The sequence below is a fragment of the Embleya scabrispora genome (assembly GCF_002024165.1).
GTDB classification, from domain to species: Bacteria; Actinomycetota; Actinomycetes; order Streptomycetales; family Streptomycetaceae; genus Embleya; species Embleya scabrispora_A.
In genome coordinates this window covers 5888924-5913376 of the sequence record NZ_MWQN01000001.1, presented here as the reverse complement: position 1 = coordinate 5913376, position 24453 = coordinate 5888924, and the positions used below count along the sequence as shown (strand labels likewise).

16 protein-coding genes are annotated in these 24453 nt (G+C 73.3%); 8 read left to right on the top strand and 8 right to left on the bottom strand.

The window, feature by feature from the left end; all coding sequences use genetic code 11:
- Positions 1-494: 494 nt before the first annotated feature.
- Positions 495-1661 carry a M20 family metallopeptidase gene (locus tag B4N89_RS25990; protein WP_078978217.1) on the bottom strand — a complete coding sequence of 389 codons (1167 nt, stop codon included), beginning with the start codon at positions 1659-1661 and terminating at the stop codon, positions 495-497.
- A gap of 218 nt (positions 1662-1879) precedes the next feature.
- Between B4N89_RS25990 and B4N89_RS25985 the strand changes: the two genes are divergently transcribed.
- The 3 genes from B4N89_RS25985 (at position 1880) to B4N89_RS25975 (ending at position 11023) form a co-directional block, all read left to right on the top strand.
- Positions 1880-9232 carry an amino acid adenylation domain-containing protein gene (locus B4N89_RS25985; protein ID WP_078979636.1) on the top strand — a complete coding sequence of 2451 codons (7353 nt, stop codon included), beginning with the start codon at positions 1880-1882 and terminating at the stop codon, positions 9230-9232.
- Positions 9219-9434: an MbtH family protein gene (locus B4N89_RS25980; protein ID WP_078978216.1), complete on the top strand. Its 216-nt coding sequence runs from the start codon at positions 9219-9221 to the stop codon at positions 9432-9434. Before B4N89_RS25985 ends, B4N89_RS25980 begins: the two co-directional genes overlap by 14 nt.
- 86 nt (positions 9435-9520) lie before the next feature.
- Positions 9521-11023, top strand: a complete 1503-nt coding sequence (locus B4N89_RS25975) for a DHA2 family efflux MFS transporter permease subunit (protein ID WP_235618982.1) — start codon at positions 9521-9523, stop codon at positions 11021-11023.
- Here the strand turns inward: B4N89_RS25975 and fes are convergent.
- Positions 11009-12226, bottom strand: a complete 1218-nt coding sequence (gene fes, locus B4N89_RS25970; RefSeq protein WP_078979635.1) for an enterochelin esterase — start codon at positions 12224-12226, stop codon at positions 11009-11011. The two genes, B4N89_RS25975 and fes, sit on opposite strands and share 15 nt — an antisense overlap.
- A gap of 119 nt (positions 12227-12345) precedes the next feature.
- The gene (locus B4N89_RS25965) at positions 12346-13368 is read right to left on the bottom strand and encodes an ABC transporter substrate-binding protein (RefSeq protein WP_078978215.1); all 1023 of its coding nucleotides are present in this window, start codon (positions 13366-13368) and stop codon (positions 12346-12348) included.
- A gap of 257 nt (positions 13369-13625) precedes the next feature.
- Here B4N89_RS25965 and B4N89_RS25960 point away from each other — a divergent pair, with 257 nt between their 5' ends.
- Complete coding sequence (locus B4N89_RS25960; protein WP_143658083.1) at positions 13626-14561, top strand: S1 family peptidase; 936 nt, start codon at positions 13626-13628, stop codon at positions 14559-14561.
- 26 nt (positions 14562-14587) lie between these two features.
- Here B4N89_RS25960 and B4N89_RS25955 read toward each other — a convergent pair whose 3' ends face one another.
- The 3 genes from B4N89_RS25955 to B4N89_RS25945 all read right to left on the bottom strand — a co-directional run bounded on the left by B4N89_RS25955 (position 14588) and on the right by B4N89_RS25945 (position 16192).
- Complete coding sequence (locus B4N89_RS25955) at positions 14588-15070, bottom strand: peroxiredoxin (protein ID WP_078978213.1); 483 nt, start codon at positions 15068-15070, stop codon at positions 14588-14590.
- 97 nt (positions 15071-15167) lie between these two features.
- Complete coding sequence (locus B4N89_RS25950) at positions 15168-15632, bottom strand: DUF5360 family protein (RefSeq protein WP_235618788.1); 465 nt, start codon at positions 15630-15632, stop codon at positions 15168-15170.
- 20 nt (positions 15633-15652) lie between these two features.
- The gene (locus B4N89_RS25945; RefSeq protein ID WP_078978212.1) at positions 15653-16192 is read right to left on the bottom strand and encodes a TetR/AcrR family transcriptional regulator; all 540 of its coding nucleotides are present in this window, start codon (positions 16190-16192) and stop codon (positions 15653-15655) included.
- Between the two features lie 538 nt (positions 16193-16730).
- Between B4N89_RS25945 and B4N89_RS25940 the strand changes: the two genes are divergently transcribed.
- Entirely contained in the window at positions 16731-18263 is a 1533-nt protein-coding gene (locus tag B4N89_RS25940; protein ID WP_235618787.1) for an ArnT family glycosyltransferase, read from the top strand.
- A gap of 148 nt (positions 18264-18411) precedes the next feature.
- Entirely contained in the window at positions 18412-19143 is a 732-nt protein-coding gene (locus B4N89_RS25935) for a GntR family transcriptional regulator (protein WP_078978211.1), read from the top strand.
- Here the strand turns inward: B4N89_RS25935 and B4N89_RS47930 are convergent.
- Positions 19118-19933 carry a GntR family transcriptional regulator gene (locus tag B4N89_RS47930; RefSeq protein ID WP_101897175.1) on the bottom strand — a complete coding sequence of 272 codons (816 nt, stop codon included), beginning with the start codon at positions 19931-19933 and terminating at the stop codon, positions 19118-19120. The genes B4N89_RS25935 and B4N89_RS47930 overlap by 26 nt on opposite strands.
- 492 nt (positions 19934-20425) lie before the next feature.
- Between B4N89_RS47930 and B4N89_RS47925 the strand changes: the two genes are divergently transcribed.
- Together B4N89_RS47925 and B4N89_RS25925 are read left to right on the top strand one after the other, a co-directional pair.
- Positions 20426-22435 carry a hypothetical protein gene (locus B4N89_RS47925; RefSeq protein ID WP_101897174.1) on the top strand — a complete coding sequence of 670 codons (2010 nt, stop codon included), beginning with the start codon at positions 20426-20428 and terminating at the stop codon, positions 22433-22435.
- 146 nt (positions 22436-22581) lie between these two features.
- Positions 22582-23235: a TetR/AcrR family transcriptional regulator gene (locus tag B4N89_RS25925; RefSeq protein WP_078978210.1), complete on the top strand. Its 654-nt coding sequence runs from the start codon at positions 22582-22584 to the stop codon at positions 23233-23235.
- Between the two features lie 411 nt (positions 23236-23646).
- On the opposite strand, the gene B4N89_RS25920 is transcribed toward B4N89_RS25925, so the two are convergent.
- Positions 23647-24408 carry a 3-hydroxyacyl-CoA dehydrogenase gene (locus tag B4N89_RS25920; RefSeq protein WP_078978209.1) on the bottom strand — a complete coding sequence of 254 codons (762 nt, stop codon included), beginning with the start codon at positions 24406-24408 and terminating at the stop codon, positions 23647-23649.
- Positions 24409-24453: the final 45 nt, after the last annotated feature.

Sequence of the window (24453 nt, the reverse complement as noted above, 5' to 3'; positions counted from 1 at the left end):
GTGCGGACATGGCTCTCCCCGGTCACGACCCCCCACCCGGGGCGATGTGCAGCGACGCCAGACGGCGCGGTTGGATTCTTTTTCCTTTACCGACTCCGACACAAGATCAGGACTTGACCGAGACAAGGATCATGAATAAAGACTTGGTAAAGTCACGGCACTTAAGTGACACATCCGGACAGCCGGCCGGATAGGTCAGGGGCGCGTGAGGACGACAAGAGCTCAAGGCTTTGTCTATAAGTCTTCGGCAAAACCGGTGTCCTCCGAGGGATTTGAACCGGATTGACCGCCCTCCGTTCACCGCGCCCTCTGCGGCATCGACGTCGAATCATCGTGAAGTCGATTCTTTTACAAAGATGAGCAGATAGGGCATACCAGATCCCGACACGTGTCAACGGGCCGATTCGGGACGAGACCGCATGCGAGAAATCAGGCGGAATTCCGATCGGGGTGTGAACCGCGCGAGGATTTGGGTTCGGGGGCGGTGGGGTGTGTCAGTGGGGGGTGTTGTGGCGGAGGGTTGCGTAATCGGCGGTGGTCCAGGCCATTGCGATCGCGGCGTCCAGGAGGGCCTGGTCGGCCTGGGGGGAGATGGCGGCTTCGGCGAAGGCCGCCTCGTGGGGGCCGCTGGTGCCGCCGGTGATGTCCAGGACCGGATGGATCGTGGGGATGACGTGGGAGACGTTGCCCATGTCGGTGCAGGCGAAGGGTGGGCGCGTGATGGGCTCCGGGCGGCCCAGTTCCCGGGCGTTGGCGCGCCACAGGGCGATCAGGGTCGGGTCGGTGCGGAAGTCGAGGTAGTCCGGCTCGGGGCGGGTCAGGCGGACCTCGCAGCCGATGGCCAACGCGCCCGCGCGGAAGCAGTTCTCGACCCGGGTGCGCAGTTCGGCCAGGTCGGCGGCGTCGGTGGTGCGCAGTTCGTACTCCGCCGTGGCCCGCTCCGGGACCACGTTGGGCGCGGTGCCCGCCGCCGTGGTGATGCCGTGCACTCTCCAGTCGGCGGGCAGCTGCCGCCCGAGCAGCCCGAGGGCGACCTGAGCCACCGTCAGCGCGTCGGCGGCGCTGCGGCCCTCGTGCGGATTCAGGCTCGGGTGCGCCGCGGTGCCCAGGAACTCCACGGACAGCGTGCCGAGCGCGAAGGAGCGGAACTCGGCCACCTCGAACGGACACGGGTGCACCATCATCGCCGCGTCCACCCCGTCGAACGCGCCCGCCTCCAACAACAGCGCCTTGCCCGCGCCGCGTTCCTCGGCCGGCGTGCCGATCACCCGCACGGTCAGGCCCAGTTGGTCGGCGACCGGGGCGAGCGCCAGGGCCGCGCCGACCCCCGCCGCCGCGATCAGGTTGTGTCCGCACGCGTGGCCCAGACCGGGCAGCGCGTCGTATTCGCACGCGATCGCCACGGTCACCGGGCCCGTGCCGACGGTCGCGACGAAGGCCGTGTCCAGACCGTGCGCCGGCGCGGTGACGGCGTAGCCGTGCGCCCGCAGCAGCTCCACGCACCATGCGGAAGCCCGGTGTTCGGCGAACGCCGGCTCCGGGTAGGCATGGATGCGTCGACTCAGCGCGAGCAACTCGTCGCGGTTCGTCAGGACTCGATCACGAATCGCGGCCCGGTCGGCGTCCGAGGCCGGTAGGTTCAGCACGTCGGCCACGCTCATGTTCCGCTCCAGTTCATGTTCTTCAGCCGCAAGTTCTCCAGCGAGAGCCGCGTCCCTTCGGGAGCTCCGCCTGATCGAGAGCTCCACCCGATCGAATTCCGCCGCTCCCGGGGGCACCCCGTCGAGCATTCGAAAGATAGCTTAGGCTTACCTAAGTTGGCGTGCCGGGGATCGGTACGCTCCGCCTGCCCTCGTCGCATTCCGGGAGTCCCCACACCATGCGTCACTACCCGGCCCAGCCCACGGTCACGGACGCCGACCCGAGTCAGGACGGCCCCGGAGTCCCCGAATCCGTCCGGATGCCCCTCCTCGCCGCCCAGGCCGGCATCCACTACGCGCAGGCCCTGGCCCCGGACGACCCCGAGTACAACACCGCCGACCGGATCGAGATCCGCGGCCCGCTGGACGCCGACCTGTTCGCGCGGGCCCTGCGCCAAGTGGGCACCGAGGCCGAGACGCTGAACCTGCTGGTGTCGATCGGCCCGGACGGCACCCCGGTCCAGGGCGTACGATCCACGGCCGACGGCCGCGACGACGCCCTGCACCGCATCGACGTGCGCACCGCCGCCGACCCGGAGGCGGCGGCCGAGGAGTGGCTGCGCGCCGACCTGGCCCGGCCGATCGACCCGACCACCGGTCCGTTGGTCACCCACGCGCTGTTCCGGCTCGCCGACGACCGCCACTGGTGGTACCGGCGCGTCCACCACATCGCCGTGGACGCGTACGCACTCACCCTGATCGGCCGGCGCGTCGCCGAGTTGTACACCGGATTCGCCACCCATGCCCCGACCACCCCCAACCCCTTCGGCACCCTGCGCGAACTGGTCGCGGAGGAGGCCGACTACCGAGCCAGCGAAGCGTACGACACCGATCGCGCATTCTGGCTGGAACATCTCGCGGACCGACCCCGATCCGTGACCTTGGCCGGATCCCGATCCCCCGCGCCGGTCCCACGATCGCAGCCGGAACCCCCCTCCCCCGCTTCGCCGATCCTGCACCGCACCCTCGAACTCGACGCCGACCGCACCACCCGCCTCACCGAGGCCGCGACCACCGTCCGCGCCACCTGGGCCGAACTCCTGCTCGCCGCCACCGCCGGATACCTGCACCGCGTCACCGGGGCGCGGGAGATCACCCTCGGGCTGCCCCTGCTCAACCGGCGCAGCGTCACCGCCCTGCGCACCCCCGCGATGGCGGTCAACATCCTGCCGATGCGCATCGCGGTACAACCGCGCGACACCGCGCCCGAGTTGCTGCGCCGGGTCGTGCTGGAACTGCGCGCGGTGCGCCGCCACCAGCGCTTCCGCCAGGAGGACCTGCTGCGCGAGTTGGGCGCCACCGGTCGCGAACAGCCGCTCTACGGGCCGATGGTCAACATCAAGACCTTCGAGGGCGACCTGCTCTTCGGCGACGCGGTCGGCCGGGTGCACAACCTCGCCGCCGGACCGATCGACGACCTGGCCCTCGGCGTGGTGCCGACCCCCGCCGGCGGCCTGCGGATCGACCTGGACGCGCACCGCGACCACTACGACCCGACCTCCCTCGCCGAGCACGAACGCGGCCTGCTGCGCTACCTCGACGGCCTGGTCACACTGCTCCACGAGACGCCGGCGCTGCCGATCGGCCGGATCGACCTGCTCACCCCCGCCGAGGTGCACGCGGCGACCGAGGGCCGCGCCGAACCGCCGGTCGACGCCGCGCTCCCCGAGCTGTTCTCCCGCCGGGCCGCACGCACCCCCGACACGATCGCGGTCCGCGCCGGCGCCGACGCGCGTACGTTCGCCGAACTCGACTCGGCCGCCAACCGGCTCGCGCACGAGTTGATCGCGGCCGGCGTCGCCGCCGAGGTCCCGGTCGCCGTCGCCCTGCACCGCGGCGCGGACACCGCCGTCGCGCTGCTCGCGGTGCTCAAGGCGGGCGGCGTCTGCCAGTTCCTCGATCTGGGCCACCCCGCCCGGCGGATCACCGACGTGCTGGCGGACACCCGGCCCGCCTGCCTGATCGGCACCGCCGAGACCCTCGCGGCCCTGCCCGCGCACCGCATCCGCACCCTGGTCCTGGACCGGCCCGACACCCGCGCCCGGCTCGCCGCACACCCGGACCGGGCCCCGCGACCGCCGCGCCCCGGGCAGACCGCGTACGTGATCCACACCTCCGGCTCGACCGGCCGGCCCAAGGGCGTCGCGGTCACCCACGCCTCGCTCGCCAACCTGTACGCCGGGCACGGCACCGACCACATCGCGCCCGCCGTCGAACGCACCGGCCGGGAGCGGCTGCGGATCGGCCACAGCGCGTCGTTCGCGTTCGACGCGTCGTGGGACCCGGTCCTGTGGATGGTGCACGGCCACGAACTGCACCTGCTCGACGACGCCACCTACCGCGACCCCGGCGCGCTGATCGCCTACGTGAACGAACACCGCCTCGACTACCTCGACGTCACCCCCACCTACGCCGAAGTCCTGGTCGCGGACGGCCTGTTGGACCCCGATCGGCACCACCCGGCGATCCTGGTGGTGGGCGGCGAGGGTGTGCCCGAGCCGCTGTGGCGCCGCCTGGCGGCCACCCCCGGCAGCCGGCCGCTGAACCTGTACGGGCCGACCGAGACCACCGTCGACGCCTACTTCTGGGGCGCGGACGGCGTCGGCCGGCCCGTGCGCGGCTCGCGCGCCTACGTCCTGGACGGCGCGCTGCGACCGACCCCGGTCGGCGTCACCGGCGAACTGCACATCGCGGGCGCCTGCCTGGCCCGCGGCTACCTCGGCCGGCCAGACCTGACCGCGGAGCGCTTCGTCGCCGACCCGTTCGGCGCCGCGCACGGCGACCCGGGCGCCCGGATGTACCGCACCGGCGACCTCGCCCGCCGCCGCGCCGACGGCACCCTCGAACTGCTCGGGCGCGCCGACGAGCAGGTCAAGATCCGCGGCTTCCGGATCGAACCCGGCGAGATCCAGGCGGTGTTGGCCGCCCACCCCGACGTCGCCCAGGCCGTGGTGATCGCCCGCGAGGGCGCGCACGGCAAACGCCTGCTCGGCTACGCGGTGCCCGTCGCCGGCCGCTCCCCCGCGCCGGAGTCGCTGCGCGCGCACCTGGCCGACGTCCTGCCCGACCACATGGTGCCTGCGGCCATCCAGGTGCTGCCCGCGCTGCCGCGCACCGCCAACGACAAGATCGACCAGCGTGCGCTGCCGGAGCCCGCGCCGACCGCACCGGGGCTGCGCGAGGGCCCGCGCGGACTGCACGAGGAGATCCTGTGCGATCTGTTCGCGGCCGTGCTCGCGCTGCCCGAACGGCCCGACCGCAACGCCGACTTCTTCGAATTGGGCGGCCACTCGCTGCTCGCCGCCCGGTTGGCCGCCCGGGCCCGGGAGAGCTTCAGGTCCCCGATCGGCCTCGCCGACGTCTTCCGCCGGCCGACCCCGGCGGGCCTGGCCGAACTGGCGCGCGCCGGCGCCCGTCCCGAGCCGCGTCCCGCGCTCGCCCCCGTCCCGCGCGACACCGACCGGCTGCCGCTGTCCCCGGCCCAGCAGCGCCTGTGGTTCATGTACCGGCTCGAAGGGCCCAGCCCCACCTACAACATCCCGCTGGTGCTGACCCTGACCGGACCGCTGGACCGCGCCGCGCTGGACCTCGCGCTGGCCGACCTGGTGCACCGGCACGAGACGCTGCGCACGGTGCACCCGGCCGTCGAGGACACGCCGTACCAGCACATCCTGAGCCCCGATCAGGCCCGCCCCACCCTGCACATCGCGGCCTCCGCCGCCGAACTCGCCGCCGCCGTGCGCCACCCCTTCGACCTCGCCGTCGAAACCCCGCTGCGCGCGACGCTGTTCACCGCCGACCGCACCACCCACACCCTGGTCCTGCTGCTGCACCACATAGCCGGCGACGGCGCCTCCACCACGCCGCTCGCCCGCGACCTGGCCGCCGCCTACAGCGCACGCGTGGCCGGTCGCGCGCCCGACCTCGCACCGCTGCCGGTGTGCTTCTCGGACCATGTCGCGTGGCAGGCCCGGCTGCTCGGCGACCCCGGCGACCCCACCCCCCTCGCACGGCGGCAACTCGACTTCTGGCGCGACACGTTGGCCGGGCTGCCCGACGAACTGGCGCTGCCCACCGACCGGCCCCGCCCCCGGGTCGCCTCGACGGCGGGCGACACCGTGCCGTTCCGGCTCGACGCCACCACGCACGCCCGCCTGGTCGAGGTGGCCCGGGCGAGCGGGACGAGTGTGTTCATGGCCGTCCAGGCCGCGTTCGCCGCGCTGCTCACCCGGCACGGCTGCGGCACCGACATCCCGCTCGGCACCCCGGTCGCGGGCCGCGACGACGACGCCACCGCCGACCTGGTCGGGTTCTTCGTCAACACCCTGGTCCTGCGCACCGACACCTCCGGATCCCCCGACTTCCGCACCCTGCTCGACCGGGTCCGCACCGCCACGCTGGCCGCCTACGACCATGCCGACCTGCCCTTCGACCGGGTCGTCGACGAACTCAATCCGGCCCGATCGTTGGCCCGGCACCCGCTGTTCCAGGTGATGATCGCGTGGCAGTCGCGTCCCGACGCCGAGTTCGCGCTCGGCCCGCTGCGCGCGCGCATGGTGGCCACGCCCACCGGCACCGCGAAGTTCGATCTGACCCTGAACGTGGGCGAGCAACCCGGCCTGGGTCTGGGGGGTTTCCTGGAGTTCCGCACCGATTTGTTCGACCGGACCACCGCACTGGGCCTGTCCCGCCGACTCGCCGCGCTGCTCAGCGCCGCCGTCGCCGAACCCGACACCCCGATCGACCGACTGCCGCTGCTCGACGACGCCGAACGCCACCGCGCACTGGTCGAATGGAACGTCGGCCCCACCGCGACCGCCACCTCCTCGACCACCCTGGTCGCCCGCTACGAGCGCGTCGCGGCGGAGCACCCCGAGCGGATCGCCGCCGCCTGCGAGGGCCTGTCGCTGAGTTACGCCGAACTCTCCTCCCGGGCCAACCGCCTGGCCCGGCTCCTGGTGGCGCGCGACATCGGCCCCGGCGACATCGTCGCGCTCGCCCTGCCCCGCTCGCTGGACCTGGTGGTCGGGCTGCTCGCGGTGGCCAAGGCGGGCGCGGCCTACCTGCCGCTGGATCCCGACTACCCGGCCGACCGGCTGGCCTACATGCTCGACGACGCCCGTCCCGCCGCGCTGCTCACCGACACCGCGACCGCGTCCCGCCTGCCCGCCCACGAGTTGCCCCGGATCCACGTGGACGGCCGCGAGGCCGACGCCCACCCGAGCTTCGACCTGACCCAGGCCCAGCGCAAACGCCCGCTGCGCGCCTCGGACCCGGCCTACGTCATCTACACGTCCGGATCCACCGGCCGGCCCAAGGGTGTGCCGGTCACCCACCACAACGTGGCCCGCCTGTTCACCGCGACCGACCACTGGTTCGGTTTCGGCCCGGACGACGTGTGGACCCTGTTCCACTCCTACGCGTTCGACTTCTCCGTCTGGGAGTTGTGGGGCGCGCTGCTGTTCGGCGGCCGATTGGTCGTGGTGCCGCACGAGATCAGCCGGGATCCGGCCGCCTTCCTGGACCTGCTCGCCCGCGAAAAGGTCACCGTGCTCAACCAGACGCCGTCCGCGTTCCACCAGGCGGTGGCCGCCGACCGGGAGCGCCCCGGGCGCGAACTGGCGCTGCGCTACGTGGTGTTCGGCGGTGAGGCGTTGGAGCCGGCCCGACTCGCCGACTGGTACGAACGGCACCCCGACGACGCGCCGCGCCTGGTGAACATGTACGGGATCACCGAGACCACCGTGCATGTGTCCTACCATCCGCTGGACCGCGCCTCGGCCGCCGCCGGCACGGCGAGCACGATCGGGGTGAACATCCCCGACCTGCGCGTCTACGTCCTGGATCGGTACCTCCAGCCCGTGCCGCCCGGGGTGACGGGCGAGATGTACGTCGCGGGCGAGGGCCTGGCCCGGGGCTATCTGGGCCGGCACGCGCTCACCGCCGAGCGCTTCGTCGCCGACCCGCACGCGGCCAGGTTCGGCGAACGCGGCACCCGGATGTACCGCTCCGGCGACCTGGCCCGGCGCCGCGCGGACGGCACGCTCGACTACCTCGGGCGCGCCGACCAGCAGGTGAAGATTCGCGGCTTCCGGGTCGAACTGGGCGAGATCGAAGCGGTGTTGGCCGCGCACCCGACGGTCGCCGACGCGGCGGTGATCCTGCGCGAGGACACCCCGGGGGACAAGCGCCTGGTCGGCTACGTGGTCGCCGAACCCACCGCCGAACCCACCGCCGAACCGGTGCTCGATCCCGGAGTCGAACCCGGGACCGAACCCGGAGCCGAACCCGCCGCGCGGCCGGCCGCCGACGGACCCGCGCTGCGCGAACACGCCGCCGCGGCGCTGCCCGTGCACATGGTCCCGTCGGCCGTGGTCGTCCTCGACCGCCTGCCGCTGACCGCGAACGGCAAACTCGACCGCAAGGCGCTGCCCCGCCCGGAGTACACCCCGACCACCGCCACGGGGCGGGCGCCGCGCGGGCCGCGCGAGGAACTGCTCTGCGCGCTGCTCGCCGAGGTCCTGGGCGTGCCCCGCGTCGGCGTCGACGACAACTTCTTCGACCTGGGCGGCCATTCGCTGCTCGCGGTGCGCCTGGCCGGTCGGATCAAGGCCGCACTCGGCGTCGACATCGGCATCGGCACCGTCTTCCAGGCCCCCACCGCCGCGGGCCTGGACGCCGCCCTGGAGGCCACCGACCGCACCGACGCGCTGGACGTACTGCTGCCGCTGCGCCCGGCCGCTCCCGGCGATCGTACGCCGCTGTTCTGCGTGCATCCGGCGGGCGGGTTGTCGTGGTGCTACGCGGGCCTGATCCGGCATCTGCCGGCCGATGTGCCGATCCACGGCCTCCAGGCCCAGGGGGTCGGTGCGGCGACCGCCGGCGAGCCGCTGCCCGCCACGCTGGAGGAGTTGGCCGCGCACTACGTGGACCGCCTGCGCGAGGTGGACCCGAGCGGGCCGTACCGGCTCCTCGGCTGGTCCACCGGCGGGATCATCGCGCACGCGATGGCCACCCGGCTCCAGGACCTGGGCCTGCCGGTCGAGCTGCTCGCGATCCTGGACGCCTATCCGGCCGAGGGTTTTCGCGAACTGCCCGTCCCGGACCGGGCGGAGGCGCTGGAGGCGCTGCTCACGATGGGCGGCTACGGGCCGGAGAGCCTGGCCGGCGCGCCGCTCGAACTCGGCCCGGTGATCGAGGTGTTGCGCCGCGAGGGCAGTCCGCTGGCCGGTCTGGAACCGGCCACGATCGAGGCGCTGGGCGACATCTACCTGAACACCAATCACCTCGTCCGCGCCTTCGACCACCGGGTCTTCCGGGGCGACGTGCTCTTCTTCCGGGCCACCGTCGACACCATCGACGACACGCTGACCCCCGACACCTGGACCCCGTACGTGAGCGGTCGGATCGACAACACCGACGTGGCCTGCTCGCACAAGGACATGACCCTGCCCGGCCCGATCGCGCGCATCGCCCGCGTGGTCGCCGACCGCCTGAGCGCATTGGAGAGCAAGACCGATGAGCAGCCGTGATCGCGAGACTCCGACGAACCCGTTCGACGACGAGGACGGCGAGTTCCTGGTGCTGGTGAACGACGTCGGTCAGCACTCCCTGTGGCCGGACTTCGCCGCCGTGCCGGACGGTTGGGCCGTCGCGCACGGGCCGTGCCCGCGCCCGGCGGCGCTGGACTGGATCACCGCGCACTGGACCGACCTCGGCCCGGTCGCGCGGTGAGCCCGGAACCCACCGAACAGGGCGCGACCCGAACCGCCACGCCGCGGGGTTCCGCCTGGATCGTGGTGCTCGTCTACACGGCCGCGATGTGCATGAACGGCCTGGACTCGACCATCGTCAACCCGGCGCTGCTCACCATCGCGGAGGACTTCGATCGCCCGGCGGTGGCGGCCAATACGGTCGAGATCGCGTTCCTGGTCGCGTTGGTGGCCGCGCTGCCGGTGGCCGGGCGGCTGAGCGACCGCCACGGCACCAAGCGGGTCTTCCTCGGCTCGCTCGCGGTGTTCACCGCCGCCTCGGCCGCGTGCGGGTTGTCGCAGAACCTGGTCTCGCTGGTCCTGGCCCGGGTGGTCCAGGGCCTGGCGGGCGGGCTGCTCACGCCGGTCGGGATGACCATCCTGTTCACGGCGTTCGCGCCGCACGAGCGGATGCGGCTGGCGAAGTGGCTGATCGTGCCGACCGCGCTGATGCCGGCCCTCGGCCCGCCGCTGGGCGGATTCCTCACCGAACACCTCTCCTGGCACTGGCTGTTCCTGGTCAATGTGCCGATCGGCACGGCCGCGGTGCTGCTCGGCCTGTACGGGCTGCGCGAGCATCGGGCGGGTGTGGTCGGCCCGTTCGACCGCACCGGGTTCTGGCTCACCACGCCCACCCTCGGTCTGCTCACCTACGCGCTCGGCTTCGGCCCGTCGCAGGGGTGGACCACGCCCGCCATCGCCGTCTCCGGCCTGCTCGGCCTGATCCTGCTCGCGGTCGCGATCGCCCACCAACTGCGCACGGAGGAGCCGCTGTTGCGGCTCCGCCTGGTCTCCGACCGGGCGTTCGGCGCGGCCACCGCACTCGCGCTGGTCACCTCGGCGGGTCTGATGGGCGTGCTGTTCGTCTTCCCGCTGCTCTATCAGGCGGCGCTGGGCGCCTCGGCGTTGGACGCCGGGCTGGGGGTGTTCCCGGAGGCGGTCGGGCTGATGTTCGCCTCGCAGGTGGTGGACCGCCTGCTGCCCCGACTCGGCCCGCGCCGGCTGACCACTCCCGCGCTGGTCCTGGCCGCCCTGGTGTTCGGCGCGCTCGCGCTGCCGGGGGTGGCCGATTCCGCGTGGGCGGTGCGGGTGTTGATGTTCTGCGTCGGACTGGTGCTGGGTACGGCGGTGCTGACCGTGCAGATCGCCGGGTTCGGCGAGATCGAACCGCCGGACATGGGGCACGCGATGGCGCTGTTCACCATCGTGCGCACGCTCGGCGGCTCGCTGGGCATCGCGGCCGGCGCGGCGGTGATCGAGGCCGGCGGCGCGGACGGACACGACGCGAGCGCGCCGGGGCCGTATCGGGCCGCGATCTGGGTCACGGCCGGACTGGTCGCCCTCGGCGCGCTGTTCGCCCTGCGACTGCCGCGCGAGGCGCCGGCACCGCCGCCGTTCGACGACGACGGGCCGGACGGCGCGGAGCCGAGCGAGGACCGGATCGAGGGCGGGAGCGAGGTCACCGCCGAGGGCAGCCGGGTCACCACCGACGGCAGCCGGGTCACCGCCGAGGGCGAGGCCGCGGGCCGAGGCGAGTCGGCCGCGCCCACCGGCGCGTCAGCCTCCGGCTGACAGCAGTCCGACGAGTCCGACGGCGAGCCCGCCGCGCCAGCAGGCGTAGTCGTGGCCGCCGTCGAACTCGGTGTAGGTGAGCGGGTATCCGCGCTTCCGCAGCACGTCGCGCAGCCGCCGGTTCTCGGCCACGAGCATCCATTCGAGCAGGCCCACCTCGAGGTGGAACCGGATCGGCAGCCGCTCGGTCGCGGCGAACCGCCGGGTCAGCCACTCCGGCCCGTCGTTGCTCTCGTCCGGGTCGGGCCACCAGAACGACCCGGACTGGGACAGCGCGTTGCCGAAGCGATCCGGCCGATGGAACGCCCCGAACGCGGCGGTCAGCCCGCCCGCGCTCTGCCCGGCAAGTACGGTATGCGCCGGGTCCGTGCTCACGCCGTACCGCTCGCCCGCCCACGGCAACAACACGTCGGCGAGCCAGTCCACGAACGGTTCGCTACAGGTGAGATCGGCCATCCGCCGTTCCCGGCCCATCGTGTCCACGAGCAGCGCGACGGTCGGCGGGATGCGGCCGTCGGCATGCAGGTTGTCGAACGTGTCGCCGACCGCGAGCACCGACCCCCAGACCTCCCCGTCCAGCAAGACCACGACCCGGCAGGGTTGTTGTCCCATGGCGGGCGGGAGCAGCACGCTCACCCGCCGGCCGTCGACCGTGGTGTCCTCGCGCGGGCCGCGCGGGATCCCGGGCCGGCGCCGCGCCCACGGCTGCGCGGGGGCGTCCGGCAGCGCCAGGACCGAGGACGGGTTGCGGCCGTCCCGGGCGGCCAGGGTGGGTGCGGAGTTGTACGGATCGGGCACCGCGGCGTCCAGCACACCCAGCCAGGCGGCCCGATCGGTCCGCAGCGTCTCGGCCCGCGAGCCGGTGCCGACGAAGAACTGGTACGACGCGCGCAGCCCGGCCGGCAGCCGGTGGGTGATCGCCCGTACGTCCGTCCCCGGCACCCGGCGCAGCAGATGCGGCGTCAGATCGCCCGCGTGCCGGTCCCGATCGGTGAAGGTGTGCAGCAGCGCCAGCACGTCGCCGGCGGGCCCGGCCGGGTCGTCCCGCCATACGAACGTGACCAGCCGCTGCCCGGGATCGTCCGGATCCGGCTCGACCAGCGGGGCGCCGACCGCCTCGACCCGGGCCCAGAACTCGGCGCAGGCGTCGGCGCGTCCGGCGTCGACCGCCCGGCTCAGCGCGTGCAGTATCGGGGTGTCCATGATGCCGGTCACCTTCCGCAGGTCGAGAACAGTCGATGCGCGAACAGTCGGCCCGAAGCCGGTCGGGCCCGGAGCCCTCGGGTCTCGGGATCACCGAGTCGAGGGCTCCCCCACCGTGCTCAGGAAGTCGCCGACAACGCCTTCGCGATGTCGCCGAGCACCACGTCGGCCGCCAGCGGCCCGCCGCGCGTGGACCACACCGAACCGTCCACGGTGACCACGTGGTTCTTCTGCACGGCGTTCAACTCCTTGTAGGCCGGCTTGCTCTGCACCTCCTTGAGCGCGCTCGCGCCGTCCGCGGTGAGCGTGCCGAGGAAGAGCCAGTCGCCGTCGATCTCGGAGATCTTCTCCAGGCTCAGCGCGGGCGTGTGCGCGTTGCCGTCCTTGTCCTGCGCCTTCGGCCGGGTCAGGCCCATGTCCAACGCCACCCCACTGGCGAACTGGCGCTTCTCCATCCAGCTCGGGCCGTTCGGGTTCCAGCGCACGATGCTCACCGCGGCGCCCTTGTTCGCGGTCAGGTCCTCGCCGGTCTTCTTGGCCTTGGCCTCGTAGTCGGTGATCACCTTGTTCGCCTGCTCCAGCTTGTTCACCGCGTTGCCGACACCGCGGAAGGACAACTTCCAGTCGTCGGTGGGCGCCATGGTCACCAGCGTCGCGGGGGTGATCTTGCGCAGCTGGCCGAGCATCTGGGTGTCCTGCATGTCGCCGGCCAGGATCAGGTCGGGCTTGGCCGCGATCACCTTGTCCATCACCGGCTGGAGCAGGTTGCCGATCACCTCTATGCCCTTGACCTTGTCGGCCAGGTAGGCGGGCGGCTTGTCCAGGCCCTGGCCGTTGGTGATGCCGACCGGCTTGACGCCGAGCGCGAGCACCGCGTCCAGGTCCTCCTGGGTGAGCACCACGACGCGCTTGGGGTTGGCCGGCACCTGGACGGTGGTACCGGTGGCGTCCTTGACCGTCCGGGTGCCGCCGGCCGAGTCGCCGCCCCCGCTGCCGCCCTGGCTCGCGGCGGGCTTCGCATCGGACTTGGAGTCGGAGTCGGATCCGCATCCGGTGAGCAGCAGACCGGCCGCCCCCGCCACGGCGAGCAACCGAACCGCGCGCCGCCGAGCGGTCACGAGCGGGCGAAGAGAAGTGGGCATGTGGGGCTCCGGGCGCGAGAAAGGGCGGGGGTGAACACGGCATCACCCCCAGGACGTCACTTAGGTTAGCCTTACCTTGCGCATTCGGCGCAAGGTGGTCCGGGCCGGCGAACACATCCGTCCGCGCGGATCGACGCGCCACCGGAATGCGGAACGGCCCCATGCCCACGCTCCGATGCGGGCATGGGGCGCCCGATCGGGTGACCTCGGCGCGGTTTCGCCGGCCCGAACCGGGCGTGATCCGTACGGTCTTGCGCATGAAGCGGACCACGCGGACGACGCGGAGCACGGTGACGCGGTCGACGGGGGCGATGGTCGCGGCGGCCGTCCTCGTGCTCACCTCGCTCACCATCCCGGCCGGCGCCGACCCGTCCGGCCCCCGCTGCCTGACCGACCGCCTCGATCGGCTGCGCGCGCTGCACGGCCGCCTCGACGCGCTCGCGCTCGACGGCCGGGCGGGCGCCGGCCAGTACTGGTACGTCGACCACCGCCGCTGCACGGTGACCCTGGCCACCCTGCGCGGCGCCGCCGACCCGCTCACCACGGCCTTCCTGGCGGCCGCCCGCCTGGTACCCGCCCTGGTCGAGATCACCGAGGTGGACACCCCGATGCGCCCGCGCGTGGCCCGGGCACCGGCGAGCGAGGCCGCGCCGCGGCCGGCCGCCGGCTTCCACGGCGGCAGCACCCTGTACAGCGGCCTCACCGGTACGGTCTTCATCTGCACCGCGGGCTTCAACGGGTATCGCCCGCACACCACCACGACGGCGGGCCATTGCGCCCACGACGCGTCCACCTGGTACGACGGCACCGGCACCCGGATCGGCACCGTCGGCGACTCCCGCTTCCCCGGCGCCGACTGGGCGATCATCCCCGGCGCGGACGGCGTCACCCTGGCCCCCGACATCCTCGACGGCAACGCCACCACCACCATCACCGCCTTCGGCCGCCCCCGCCTGAACGACCGGGTCTGCGGCACCGGTGCCTCCAGCGGGACCCGCTGCGGCACCATCGACGCCGTCGACGTCACCGTCAACTATCCCGAGGGCCCGGTCACCGGCCTGGCCCGCAGCACCCAATCCGGTGCCGCCGGCGACTCCGGCGGCCCGGTCCACACCGGCTCCACGGGGGTGGCCTTGATCAGCGGAGGGCCGACCGAGGGGGCGCCGACCTTCGTGCAGCCGCTGAACTTCTGAACGCGAGCACCACGCCCGCGCCCGACTCAGGCGCCGAGCAACCTCAGTTGGGCCGTCAGCGTGTCGACGCCCCGGTAGGTGAGCCCGACCAGCGCCACATGCTTCCAGCGCAGCACACCCTCGGCGTCCACGATGAACACCGCCCGGCGCAGCGCCTTGCCGCCCATGCCGATGCCGTAGGAATCGACGGCCCGGTGCTCCGTGTCGGCGAGCAGCGGCATGCGCAGGCCGTGTTTGCGGGCGAAGCGCTCGTGGCTGTCGAGTCCCTGCGGGCTGATCCCCCAGACCACCGCGTCGAGATCGGTGAACTGTTCGAAGCCCGAGGAGTACGAGCACAGTTGCTTCGTACACACCGCGGTGTCGTCGCCGGGGTAGAAGGCCAACACGACCGGGCGGCCGCGCTGCGCCGACAGGGTGAGCGGTTCGCGGATCGCCGTGCCCTCGCTCAGGCGTACCGCGTCGAGGGTGAAGTCCGGTGCCGGGGCGCCGATGTCGGGGGTCTTGGACACGTGGAGGCTTCCTCGCAGGGGTCGGACGTCCGGGCCGGAGAGCCGCCCGCGGGCGCGGAACACGAAGCGTTCCGGGTGGTGACGTTACCCGCCCCGATCAGGGCCGGGCGATCGTCGTACGCCGCACGAGCACGGCGAGCGCGGGCAGCGGGAACAGCAGCAGGAAGAGGTTGGGCAACCACCACTCGATCGCGAAGTCGCCGCGCGGGGTCCAGAACGCCACCGCCTGGAGGCCGGCGACGGCGGTCAGCACCAGCGAGATCGGGAGCAGCGGATGTATCCGCTCCGGTGCGATCCGCCGCCCGAGGCGCAGCGCCGCGAGCCCGGTCGCCGCGGCGGCGAGATCGAGCGGCACGAACGAGTGGTTCCAGTCGCTGATCACCGGATCGGCGTAGTCCTTGTACGCGTACTCGGCCGGGAGCAGCGCGAGGAGGGTGACCGTCCAGTAGAGCAGGAAACCCACGTCGGCGACGGCCATCGAAACGCGGGTGAAGCACATCACGTCGACGGTCCGCGCCCGGGACACAACCCGGCTCACGCCGCTCGGAAGCAGCTCGCGCACACACGCACCCACGCCCGCGCTCACCCCGCGCCGCCTCGGGTACGGATCAACTCGACCAGCAGCGCCCGTAGTTCGATGTGCGCGTCGTCGTGCGGCACGCCCAGGCCCAGCAGCCGCGCGGTCCACCAGCCGTCCACGGCCATCCGGACCAGATCGGCCACGGCCGGCTCCAGGCCGTCGTCGGCGAGCCGGAGTTGCCAGCGGGCGTAGCGGGCCCGCAGCGCGGCCAGGACGTCCGGCCCGCCCGCCGCGGCGAGCAGCGCGAGCGGGACCCGGTCGGCGCCGCTGCGATCGCCGGTCGGCGACTCGGCCGGGATGCTCGCCTGCAACCAGGCCAGCGCGAACGCCCCCGGCGGCGCGTCGGGTTCCGGCAGCGCGGCCTCGAACCGATCGGCCAGCCGCTCGACGACCCCGCGCACCAGGTCCTGCTTGCTCGGGAAGTGGTGCAGCAACCCGCCCTTGCTGACCCCGGCCTCGCGGGCCACCGCGTCCAGCCGAACCGACTCCACGCCGTCCCGAACCAGTAGCCGCTCCACCGCGTCCAACAGCCGATCACGCATCGGCACGCCCCCGTCCCCGTGTGAAAGCCCACTCGAACCCTCCGGACCGTCCGGACGGTCGGGACGAGCCACGGTAGCAGCCGCCGCCCCGAGCGCGGTCCCGGTCTGCCTCCCGACGCACGGGAGTTGCCTCGGTGCGACGGCCCGCCACCGGCCGTCATGCGTCGGGCGATACGACTCCCACGGCGGGTACGACCGGCCCGAACCCCCGGCAGCGCGCGGTCGGTGGCCGTGACCCGCACGATGGACGCCGTCGTCCCGATCACCCCGGACGCGATCGGCCCCACGTCGTCCTCGTGCACCGCGGTCCCGAAATCGGCCGGGGCGATCCGCGCGGTCGGCGCGAACGGCACGTTGGCGGGTTTCGACGTCGCGCGTGCGCCGGGGTCCGGTCATCTCGCCGGAAAACGGTCATCCCCGGCTCCGTCCGGATTCCGCCCCGGCGACGTTAGGCCGTCCGTTCGACCGACCCGACTTGTTGTCCGGACCTGCGCGCGAGTCTCTGCCCTACCGCTCGTCGATCCGGCACCATGACCTAATGAGCCGTGTGGAGAAGGGCACGTCGACCGAACCGTTGCCGCCTGCCCCGGCCCCGCCCGCCCTGCCTCCGCTCGCCAAGCGACCGATCGTGCTGATCATGGTCGCGGTATTCGCACTGCAGGCGGCGGTGTCCGCGCGCTACGGATTCCACCGCGACGAGCTCTATTTCGTCGTGGCCGGTCGACATCTCGCCTGGGGCTACGTGGACCAGCCTCCACTGACCCCGCTGCTCGCCCGGGCGTCCGGCGAACTGTTCGGGGACGATCCGCAGGACCTGCGGATATTCGCCGCCCTCGCGTGCGCGGGGACGGTGCTCCTGGTCGCCCTGATCGCCCGGGAGTTCGGCAGCGGACGGGCGGGCCAGCTGCTCGCGGCGGCCTGCGCGGCCACCTCCGGGATCGTGCTCGGCATCGGTCACCTGTGGTCCACCGCGACCCTGGACATCGTCGCCTGGCTGCTGATCGCGTGGTTCGTCCTGCGGCTGTTGCGCACCGGCGACGGGCGCTGGTGGCTCGCGGTGGGTACCGCCGTCGGCTTCGCGATGCTGAACAAGTACCTGGTCGGCTATCTCGTGGTCGCCCTGCTCGTGAGCCTGTTCGCGGTCGGCCCCCGCGAGGTGCTGCGCAGCCGGTGGCTGGTCGGCGGCGCGGCGATCGCGATCGGGCTGAGCGCGCCGGGTCTGTGGTGGCAGGCCACTCACGGATGGCCGCAGTTCACCGTGGCCGGCGGAATCAGCACGGACGACGGCATCAAGAACCGGATCATGTTCGTCCCGCTGCAAATCGCCTACCTGTCGCCGCTGTTCGTGCCGATCTGGGTGGCCGGCGCGCGACGGCTGCTGCGGGCGCCGCAGATCCGGTGGGCGCACTCGATAGTGCCGGGCTACGCGATCCTGTGCGTGCTGGTGATCGCCTCCGGCGGCAAGTCGTACTACGCGCTGCCACTGCTCCTGGTACTGGTCGCGGCGGGGTGCGAGCCGACCGTGCGGTGGGCCGCGAGTCGGCCCGGGCGGCGGGTGCCGGTGGGTTCGATGCTCCTGGTCGCCACCGTCACCAGCGCGGTCATCTCGCTGCCGCTGCTGCCGGCCGGACGGGTCAACGCGGTGATCGGGATCAACCCCGAACAGGGCGAGCAGATCGGCTGGCCGGAACTGGCCGACGCGGCGGCGGTGGCCTGGGGGCGGATCCCGCCGGACCAGCGCGGCCGGGCGGTGTTGTTCGCGGGCAACTACGGCGAGGCCGGCGCGCTGGACCGGTACGGCCCGGCCCGGGGGTTGCCGAGGCCGTACTCGGGCCACATGTCCTTCGCGGACTGGGGCCCGCCGCCGGACCGCGCGGACGGGCCCGTCGTGGTCGTCCGCGAGGGGGAAGTCACCGCGCGATTCCGCGACTTCGTCGACTGCCGGCTGGTCACCCGGGTGGACAACGGCAAGGGGGTCGACAACGAGGAGCAGCACGCGGTGGTCGAGCTGTGCGCCGGCACCACGAAGCCCTGGTCCCGCATCTGGCCCGACCTGCGGCACTTCTACTGAGCACCGAGCACCAGGCACCGAGCACCAAGCACCGAACGCCGCGCATCGAGCCCGCCCGCACGGCACCGAGTCCCACCGCAACGCGTCCCACCGCACCACATCGCACCCGACCGAGTCGTACGAGTCGTACCGAGTCCCGAGGAGTGTCATGGCGCAGGCGAGTCCGCCCGGGTACCGCACCGGTGGCGAAGGGCGACCGGGGTCGCTGACCGGCTCGGCGTATCGGGAGATCCGACGCCGGGTGTTGTACCTGGAGCTGGCCCCGGGCGCGCGGTTCACCGAGAAGGCGGTGGCCGAGGAACTGGGCATGAGCAAGACGCCCGTACACGAGGCGCTGGCGCTGCTGGCCGAGGACGGGTTCGTCGACGTGATCCCGCGCAGCGGCTACCGGGTCACCCGGGTCACGCTGCGCTCCGCGCGCGAGTTGTTCGACCTGCACCGGGTGCTCGCCCGGGACGCCTCGGCGGCGGTGGCCCGGCGGGCGGCGGAGGTGGGCACGGCGCCGGCGCGCGAGGGCGCGTGGGTGCGTACGCCGACGCCGGTGGCCGGGCCGGACGCCTGGCTGGAGCGGTACACCCGGCTGCATCTGGTGATCGCCGACCTGGCGGGCAATCGGCATCTGCGGCGCGCGCTGGCCGGCACGCTGTACGCCCACCACCGGCTGCTGCGGTTGTGTGTCACCGCCGACGGGCCGCACCTGCGGGTGATCGCGGGGGACGACGGTCCGCTCCTCGACGCGCTGGCGGACGGCGACGCGGAGGCGGCCGGGCGGGCCGCGCACACCCGGCTGACCGGCTGTCGGCAGCGGGTGCTCGACACATTGCTCGCCAACGACGCGCTGCTCGACGTGAATATCACCGGGCCGTCGCCTCGGCGGTGACCACCCGGCTCGGCCGCGCGCGACCGGCGCCGACGCCGTCGCGAAGCAGCGTGCCCAGGTCCAGGTCGAGCACCGCGTCGGGCGGCGGGCCCCCGGGCCCGCCGTCCGCGGGCCGGGACAGGTACGCGGCGACGACCGGCACCAGCGTCGCGAACAGCGCCGCGCCCAGGGCCCGGATCCCGTCCTCGACCACGGCCGCCGCGCCGTCCGGGTCGCCCGCGACCAGCGCGATCGGCAGCGCGGAGCGGTCGGGCCTGGGCCAGTGCGGGTCGCCGAGCGCGGTGGCCAGGTACAGGTGCCGCAGCTGGTGGCGCAGCACGTACCCCTCGACCTCGGCCGCCCGCGCGTTGCCGGCCCGTTCGGCCAGCGCGGCGGCGTAGGCCAGGCCCTGGACCGGCGTCGGCACCGCGTCCGCGCGCTCGCCGCTGGTCGCCTGCCACCATGCGAGCGCCGCCGCGTCCAGACCGGCGGTGCCCTCGGCCCGCGCGGCCACCAGACGGGCCGGCAACGTCTCGACCGTCACTCGCAGTTCGAGCAGTTCCCGGACGTCGCGCAGGGTGACCGGCATGACCAGATAGCCCGAGTGCGGCGCGACCGCCACCAGGTTCTCGTGGGTGAGCAGGTTCAGCGCCTCGCGCACCGGCGTCTTGCCCAGGTCCAGGGCGGCGGCCAGGTCACCCTCGCTGAAGACCGTCCCGGGCGGCATCTCCAGGCGCAGGATGCGCCGCCGGATCACCTCGCGGGCAACGGCGGTCCGGCTCTTCGGGCGCGCCGGCGAGCTCGATGTCATGCCCGGATTCTCTCCGGATCCCGGCCGCGGTCGGGTCCGCACACGCGAATCGGCGAAGACCGGCAAGCCCGATCGGTGCCCGGACGGGCTCGGCCGGGCGCCGCCGGCGGACGATCCCGAGGCGGCCGGCGTCTTCCCGCACCGATGCGCCTAATATCTCAGGCAGCAGGATCGGCGACATGGACGCGGGGGCGCGTCGCCCCCGGACATGGCCCGTCGTGGTGCCCGGCCGATGGGGCCTTCGCCCTCCCGGGGCCGGCTCCTGCGATGATCCTCGCGACGAGGAAGGTGGTTTCGGATGCTCGCCGGCGTGACCTGCGCGGCCCGTACGCCGCTCGGCGTCCGGCCGGGGGTACCTCCGCCCGCCGATCCCCCTCGTCCACGGCGCGACCGGGCCTACCATCGAAACCGTGTCGAAGGCTCCACCGACCGCATCCGCGAGCCGCAGCCGCACGCCACCCCCTCGGGACGAACGACCTTGGACATCGACATATGACCGTGTCGCAGCACACCCGATCCGCATCCCCCATCACGCTTTTGCGCGAATGGCGCGAGCGCACCGACGGGGCCGCCCTGCACGAGGCGCTGTTCCTCGGCCTCGGCGTCGACCTGCCCTTCCTGGAGCGGGTCGCCGTACCGCTCGCCCGGGACCTGTCCGCCCGCGTCGCCATCCTCGGCGACGCCGCCCAGGAGACGCACGACCCGAGCCAGGTGCGCGGCGCCGGTCGGGACTACCTCTACGCACCCACCGTGTGTCCCGGCGCGCTGCGCGCCAAGCTGGTCGTACTCATCGGCGAACACGCGTGCCGGATCGCGATCGGCGGCGGCTCGCCCGCACTGCCCGGCTGGGCCGGCGACGACCGCCTGTGGACGGTGGTCGAGACCGAGGACGACGCCTCCAACGCACTGCTGGCCGACGTCGCGGACTGGCTGGACAAGCTGCCGGACCTGGACGCGGTGGCGATGGCGCCGTGGGCCGCCGAGCACCTGCGGGAGATCGCCGGGCTGCTGACCGAGCGGCACATCCTGGCGGACGAGACCCCGGGTCCCGAGGCCCGGCTCCTGGACAACCTCGACCGCCCGCTGCTCGACCGACTCCCGAGCGGTCCGGTGGACGAGCTGCACCTGTACGCCCCCGTCGTGGACCCGGCCGGTGAGACGCTGCGCGAGCTGATCGCCCGACTGGCTCCCGCGCGGGTGGTGCTGGGCGTACACGAGAACTGGTCCGGCCACTCCGGCGCGGTGCTGCGCTCGGCCCTCGCCGGGCGGCCGGCCGAGGTGCGGGTGCTGCCCGAACAGCGGTTGACGCACGGCCGGTTCGTACAGTGGCGGATCGGCGAGCAGTGGTCCGCGCTGACCGGCAACGCGGACCTGAGCCGGGCCGGCCTCGGCACCACCGCGGCGGCCGGCGGCGGTCTCGACCTCGCGGTTCACACCGTCGGCGGCCCGGTCCTGGCGCTCGGCGAGGGCCGCACCGTCGCGCCCACCGACCTGGACGCGCTGCGCGGAGTGGCGGCCACGCCCGAACTGGTCCTGCTCGGCGCCCGAGCGGACGGCGCGGGGCTGCACGTGGTGCTCGCCGGGCCGGCCCGCGAGCCGGTCACGATCGCCACGTCCGTCGACGGATCGGCGGGCTCCTGGCGGGAGTTGGGTGCCGTCCCGGCCGGTGCGACGAGTGCGACCTTCCCGCCGGCGGCCGGTCAGGGCCCGGCGGTGCGGGGCAGCCTCCCGCGCGCCGACGGCGGTGTGACGCACTCCGGCGTGGTCTTCGCGTACAGCCCGGCCACGGCCGCACGGCCGAGCGAGCAGCGGGTAACGCCGCGAGCCGAGCCGACGCCGGCCGCGACGACGCCGGCTCCCGTTCCCGCCGCGCCCGGGGCCCCCGAGCCGCCCCGGGCGCCGGCGGCACCCGTGAACCCGCCGCCGCGTCCGGTCGAGGTCGCCGCGCCCGCTCCGACTCCCGCGGTCGCCCCGGTGGTGACCCCGCCGCCGCTCTACGTCGCCTCCGGGACCGAGTTCGATGCGGCCGGCACCACCACGTTCGCCCCCGCGCCTGCCGAGGACAGCCCCTACGCCGAGGCCATCGAGGAATTCGCCGCGCACGGCTGGGTGGCCGGCATCGAGGACGGGATCTGGCGGATCACCGGCTCGTTCGGCAACCCGGTCCCGATCGCGGCGGTGGCCGCGACCCGGCTCGCGCAGTACGGCGAACCGGTGCTGATCCAGGCCGGCAACGAGCGCCGCTGGGCCTTCATGGCCTGGCACGCGCCCGACCTGACCCTGCTGAACTGGCCCGCCCGGAACTGGCGCAGCTACCAGATACGCCCGCCGGCCGACCCCGAGTCGCGCTTCCGCGGCGGCGACCTGGCGAGCGTCCCGGGCCGGGTCGGCCCGCTCAACCGGCAGATCGGCGACCCGCCGCCGGCCCTGCTCCGGGTGCTGGACGAGGTGGGCATCGGCTTCGCCGAACTGGTCAAGACCCTGCAGGAGATCGGCGGCTGACCCCGGCGCGACCCGGGCCGCGGTCCGGGTCGCGCGGTCGGCGCGCGGGTACGGGTACCGAGCGAGCGATCGTTAGAATGCCGGGCAACCAAGACGATGCGTCCCGGAACGGCCGGAGCAAGTCCGCAAAATCAGGAGGCGGACCCATGGCGGAGCCCTTGGCGGCGGATCTGCGCGCCGACGGTCACACCGACTGGCGCGCATACCGACCACTGCTGCTGCCGCCGATCCTGGCCGCGTCGCTCGCCGCGTTCGACGAGCACGGCTATCACGGCACGACGGTGCGCGACATCGCCCGCCGGGTCGGCGTGACGGTGCCGGCGCTGTACTACCACTACCGGAACAAGCAGGCCCTGCTGGTCGAGTTGCTGATCGGTTCGATGAACGCGGCCCTGGGCCGCTGCCGGGCCGCACTCGAAGAGGCCGAGGAAACACCGGCCGCACGATTCGCCGCACTGGTCGAGTGCATCGTCCTGTACATGGCCAACCGCGCACCGCTGGCGTTCCTGGACACCGAGATGCGCAGCCTGGAACCGGCCAATCGGGCCCGCTACGTGGCGATGCGCGACGAACTCGAATCCCTCATGCACGCCGCCGTCCGCGACGGCGTGGCCTTGGGCGAGTTCACCACCCCATACCCGATCGACGCCGGCCGAGCGGTCATCACCTGCTGCCAGGCAGTAGCCAACTGGTACCGCCCCACGGGCCCCTTGACCCCCCAACAAATCGCCGACCGCTACGTACAAATCAGCCTGTCCACAGTCGGCCACACAACCAAACCCACCCCGTCCGACATGTAAGAACGGCAGGCCACCAAACCCAGCCCGTCCAGCGTCCAAGGACGACAAGCGGCCCCAGGCTCACCACGCGACGCGGCAGACCCATCGGGCCCGGCACCGCAACCACCCCGCCAACGCCACCAAACCCAGCCCGTCCGGCGTCCGAGGACGGCAAGCGACCCCGGACTCACCACGCGACGCGGCAAACCCATCCAGCCCCACACCGCAACCACCCCGCCAACGCCACCAAACCCAGCCCGTCCGGCGTCTGAGGACGGCAAGCGACCCCGGACTCACCACGCGACGCGGCAGGCCCATCGGGCCCGCGCCTCGGCCGACTCGGCGGCGGCGCCAACCCCTCCAGCCCGGCCGGCGTTTGAGGCCAAAACACCCGGGTCACAGGCCACGCCCTACGCGGCCCGGTGCCGAGGGTCACCGCGGGGCCATCCGGATCGCCCCGTCCAGCCGGATGACCTCCCCGTTGAGCATCTGGTTCTCCACGATGTGCGCGACCAGCGCCGCATACTCCGCCGGCCGCCCCAACCGACTCGGGTGCGGCACCTGCGCACCCAGCGATTCCCGCGCGGCCTCCGGCAGCGACCCGAGCAGCGGCGTCTCGAACAACCCGGGCGCGATCGTCATCACCCGCACCGCCAACCCCGACAGGTCCCGCGCGACCGGCAGCGTCATCGCCGCGATGCCGCCCTTGGACGCGCTGTAGGCGGCCTGCCCGATCTGCCCGTCGAACGCGGCGACCGACGCCGTGTTGACCACCACGCCGCGCTCGCCGTCCACCGGCTCGTGTGTGCTCATCCGCTCCGCGGCCAACCGCAGCACATTGAACGTGCCGATCAGGTTGACGTTGACCACGCGGGCGAACACGTCCAGCGGGAAGGCGCCCTTCTTGCCCACGGTGCGGGCCGCGTTCGCGATGCCCGCGCAGTTGACCGTGACGGCCAGGGTGCCGTCCGCGTCGGCCGCCTCCACCGCGGCCCGCACCTCGTCCTCACGGGTGACGTCGCCGGCGACGAACCGGGCCCGCTCGCCCAGCCGTTCGGCCACCTCCTTGCCCTGTGACGAGGGCAGGTCGAGGAGCACGACCGACGCGCCCTTCGCGACGAGCAGTTCGGCGGTGGCCAGGCCGAGCCCCGAGGCGCCGCCGGTGATCAGGGCGGTGGTGCCTTCGATGCGCATACGTATGTCTCCGTAACTCGCTACTCACTGACAAAAACCGGCCGA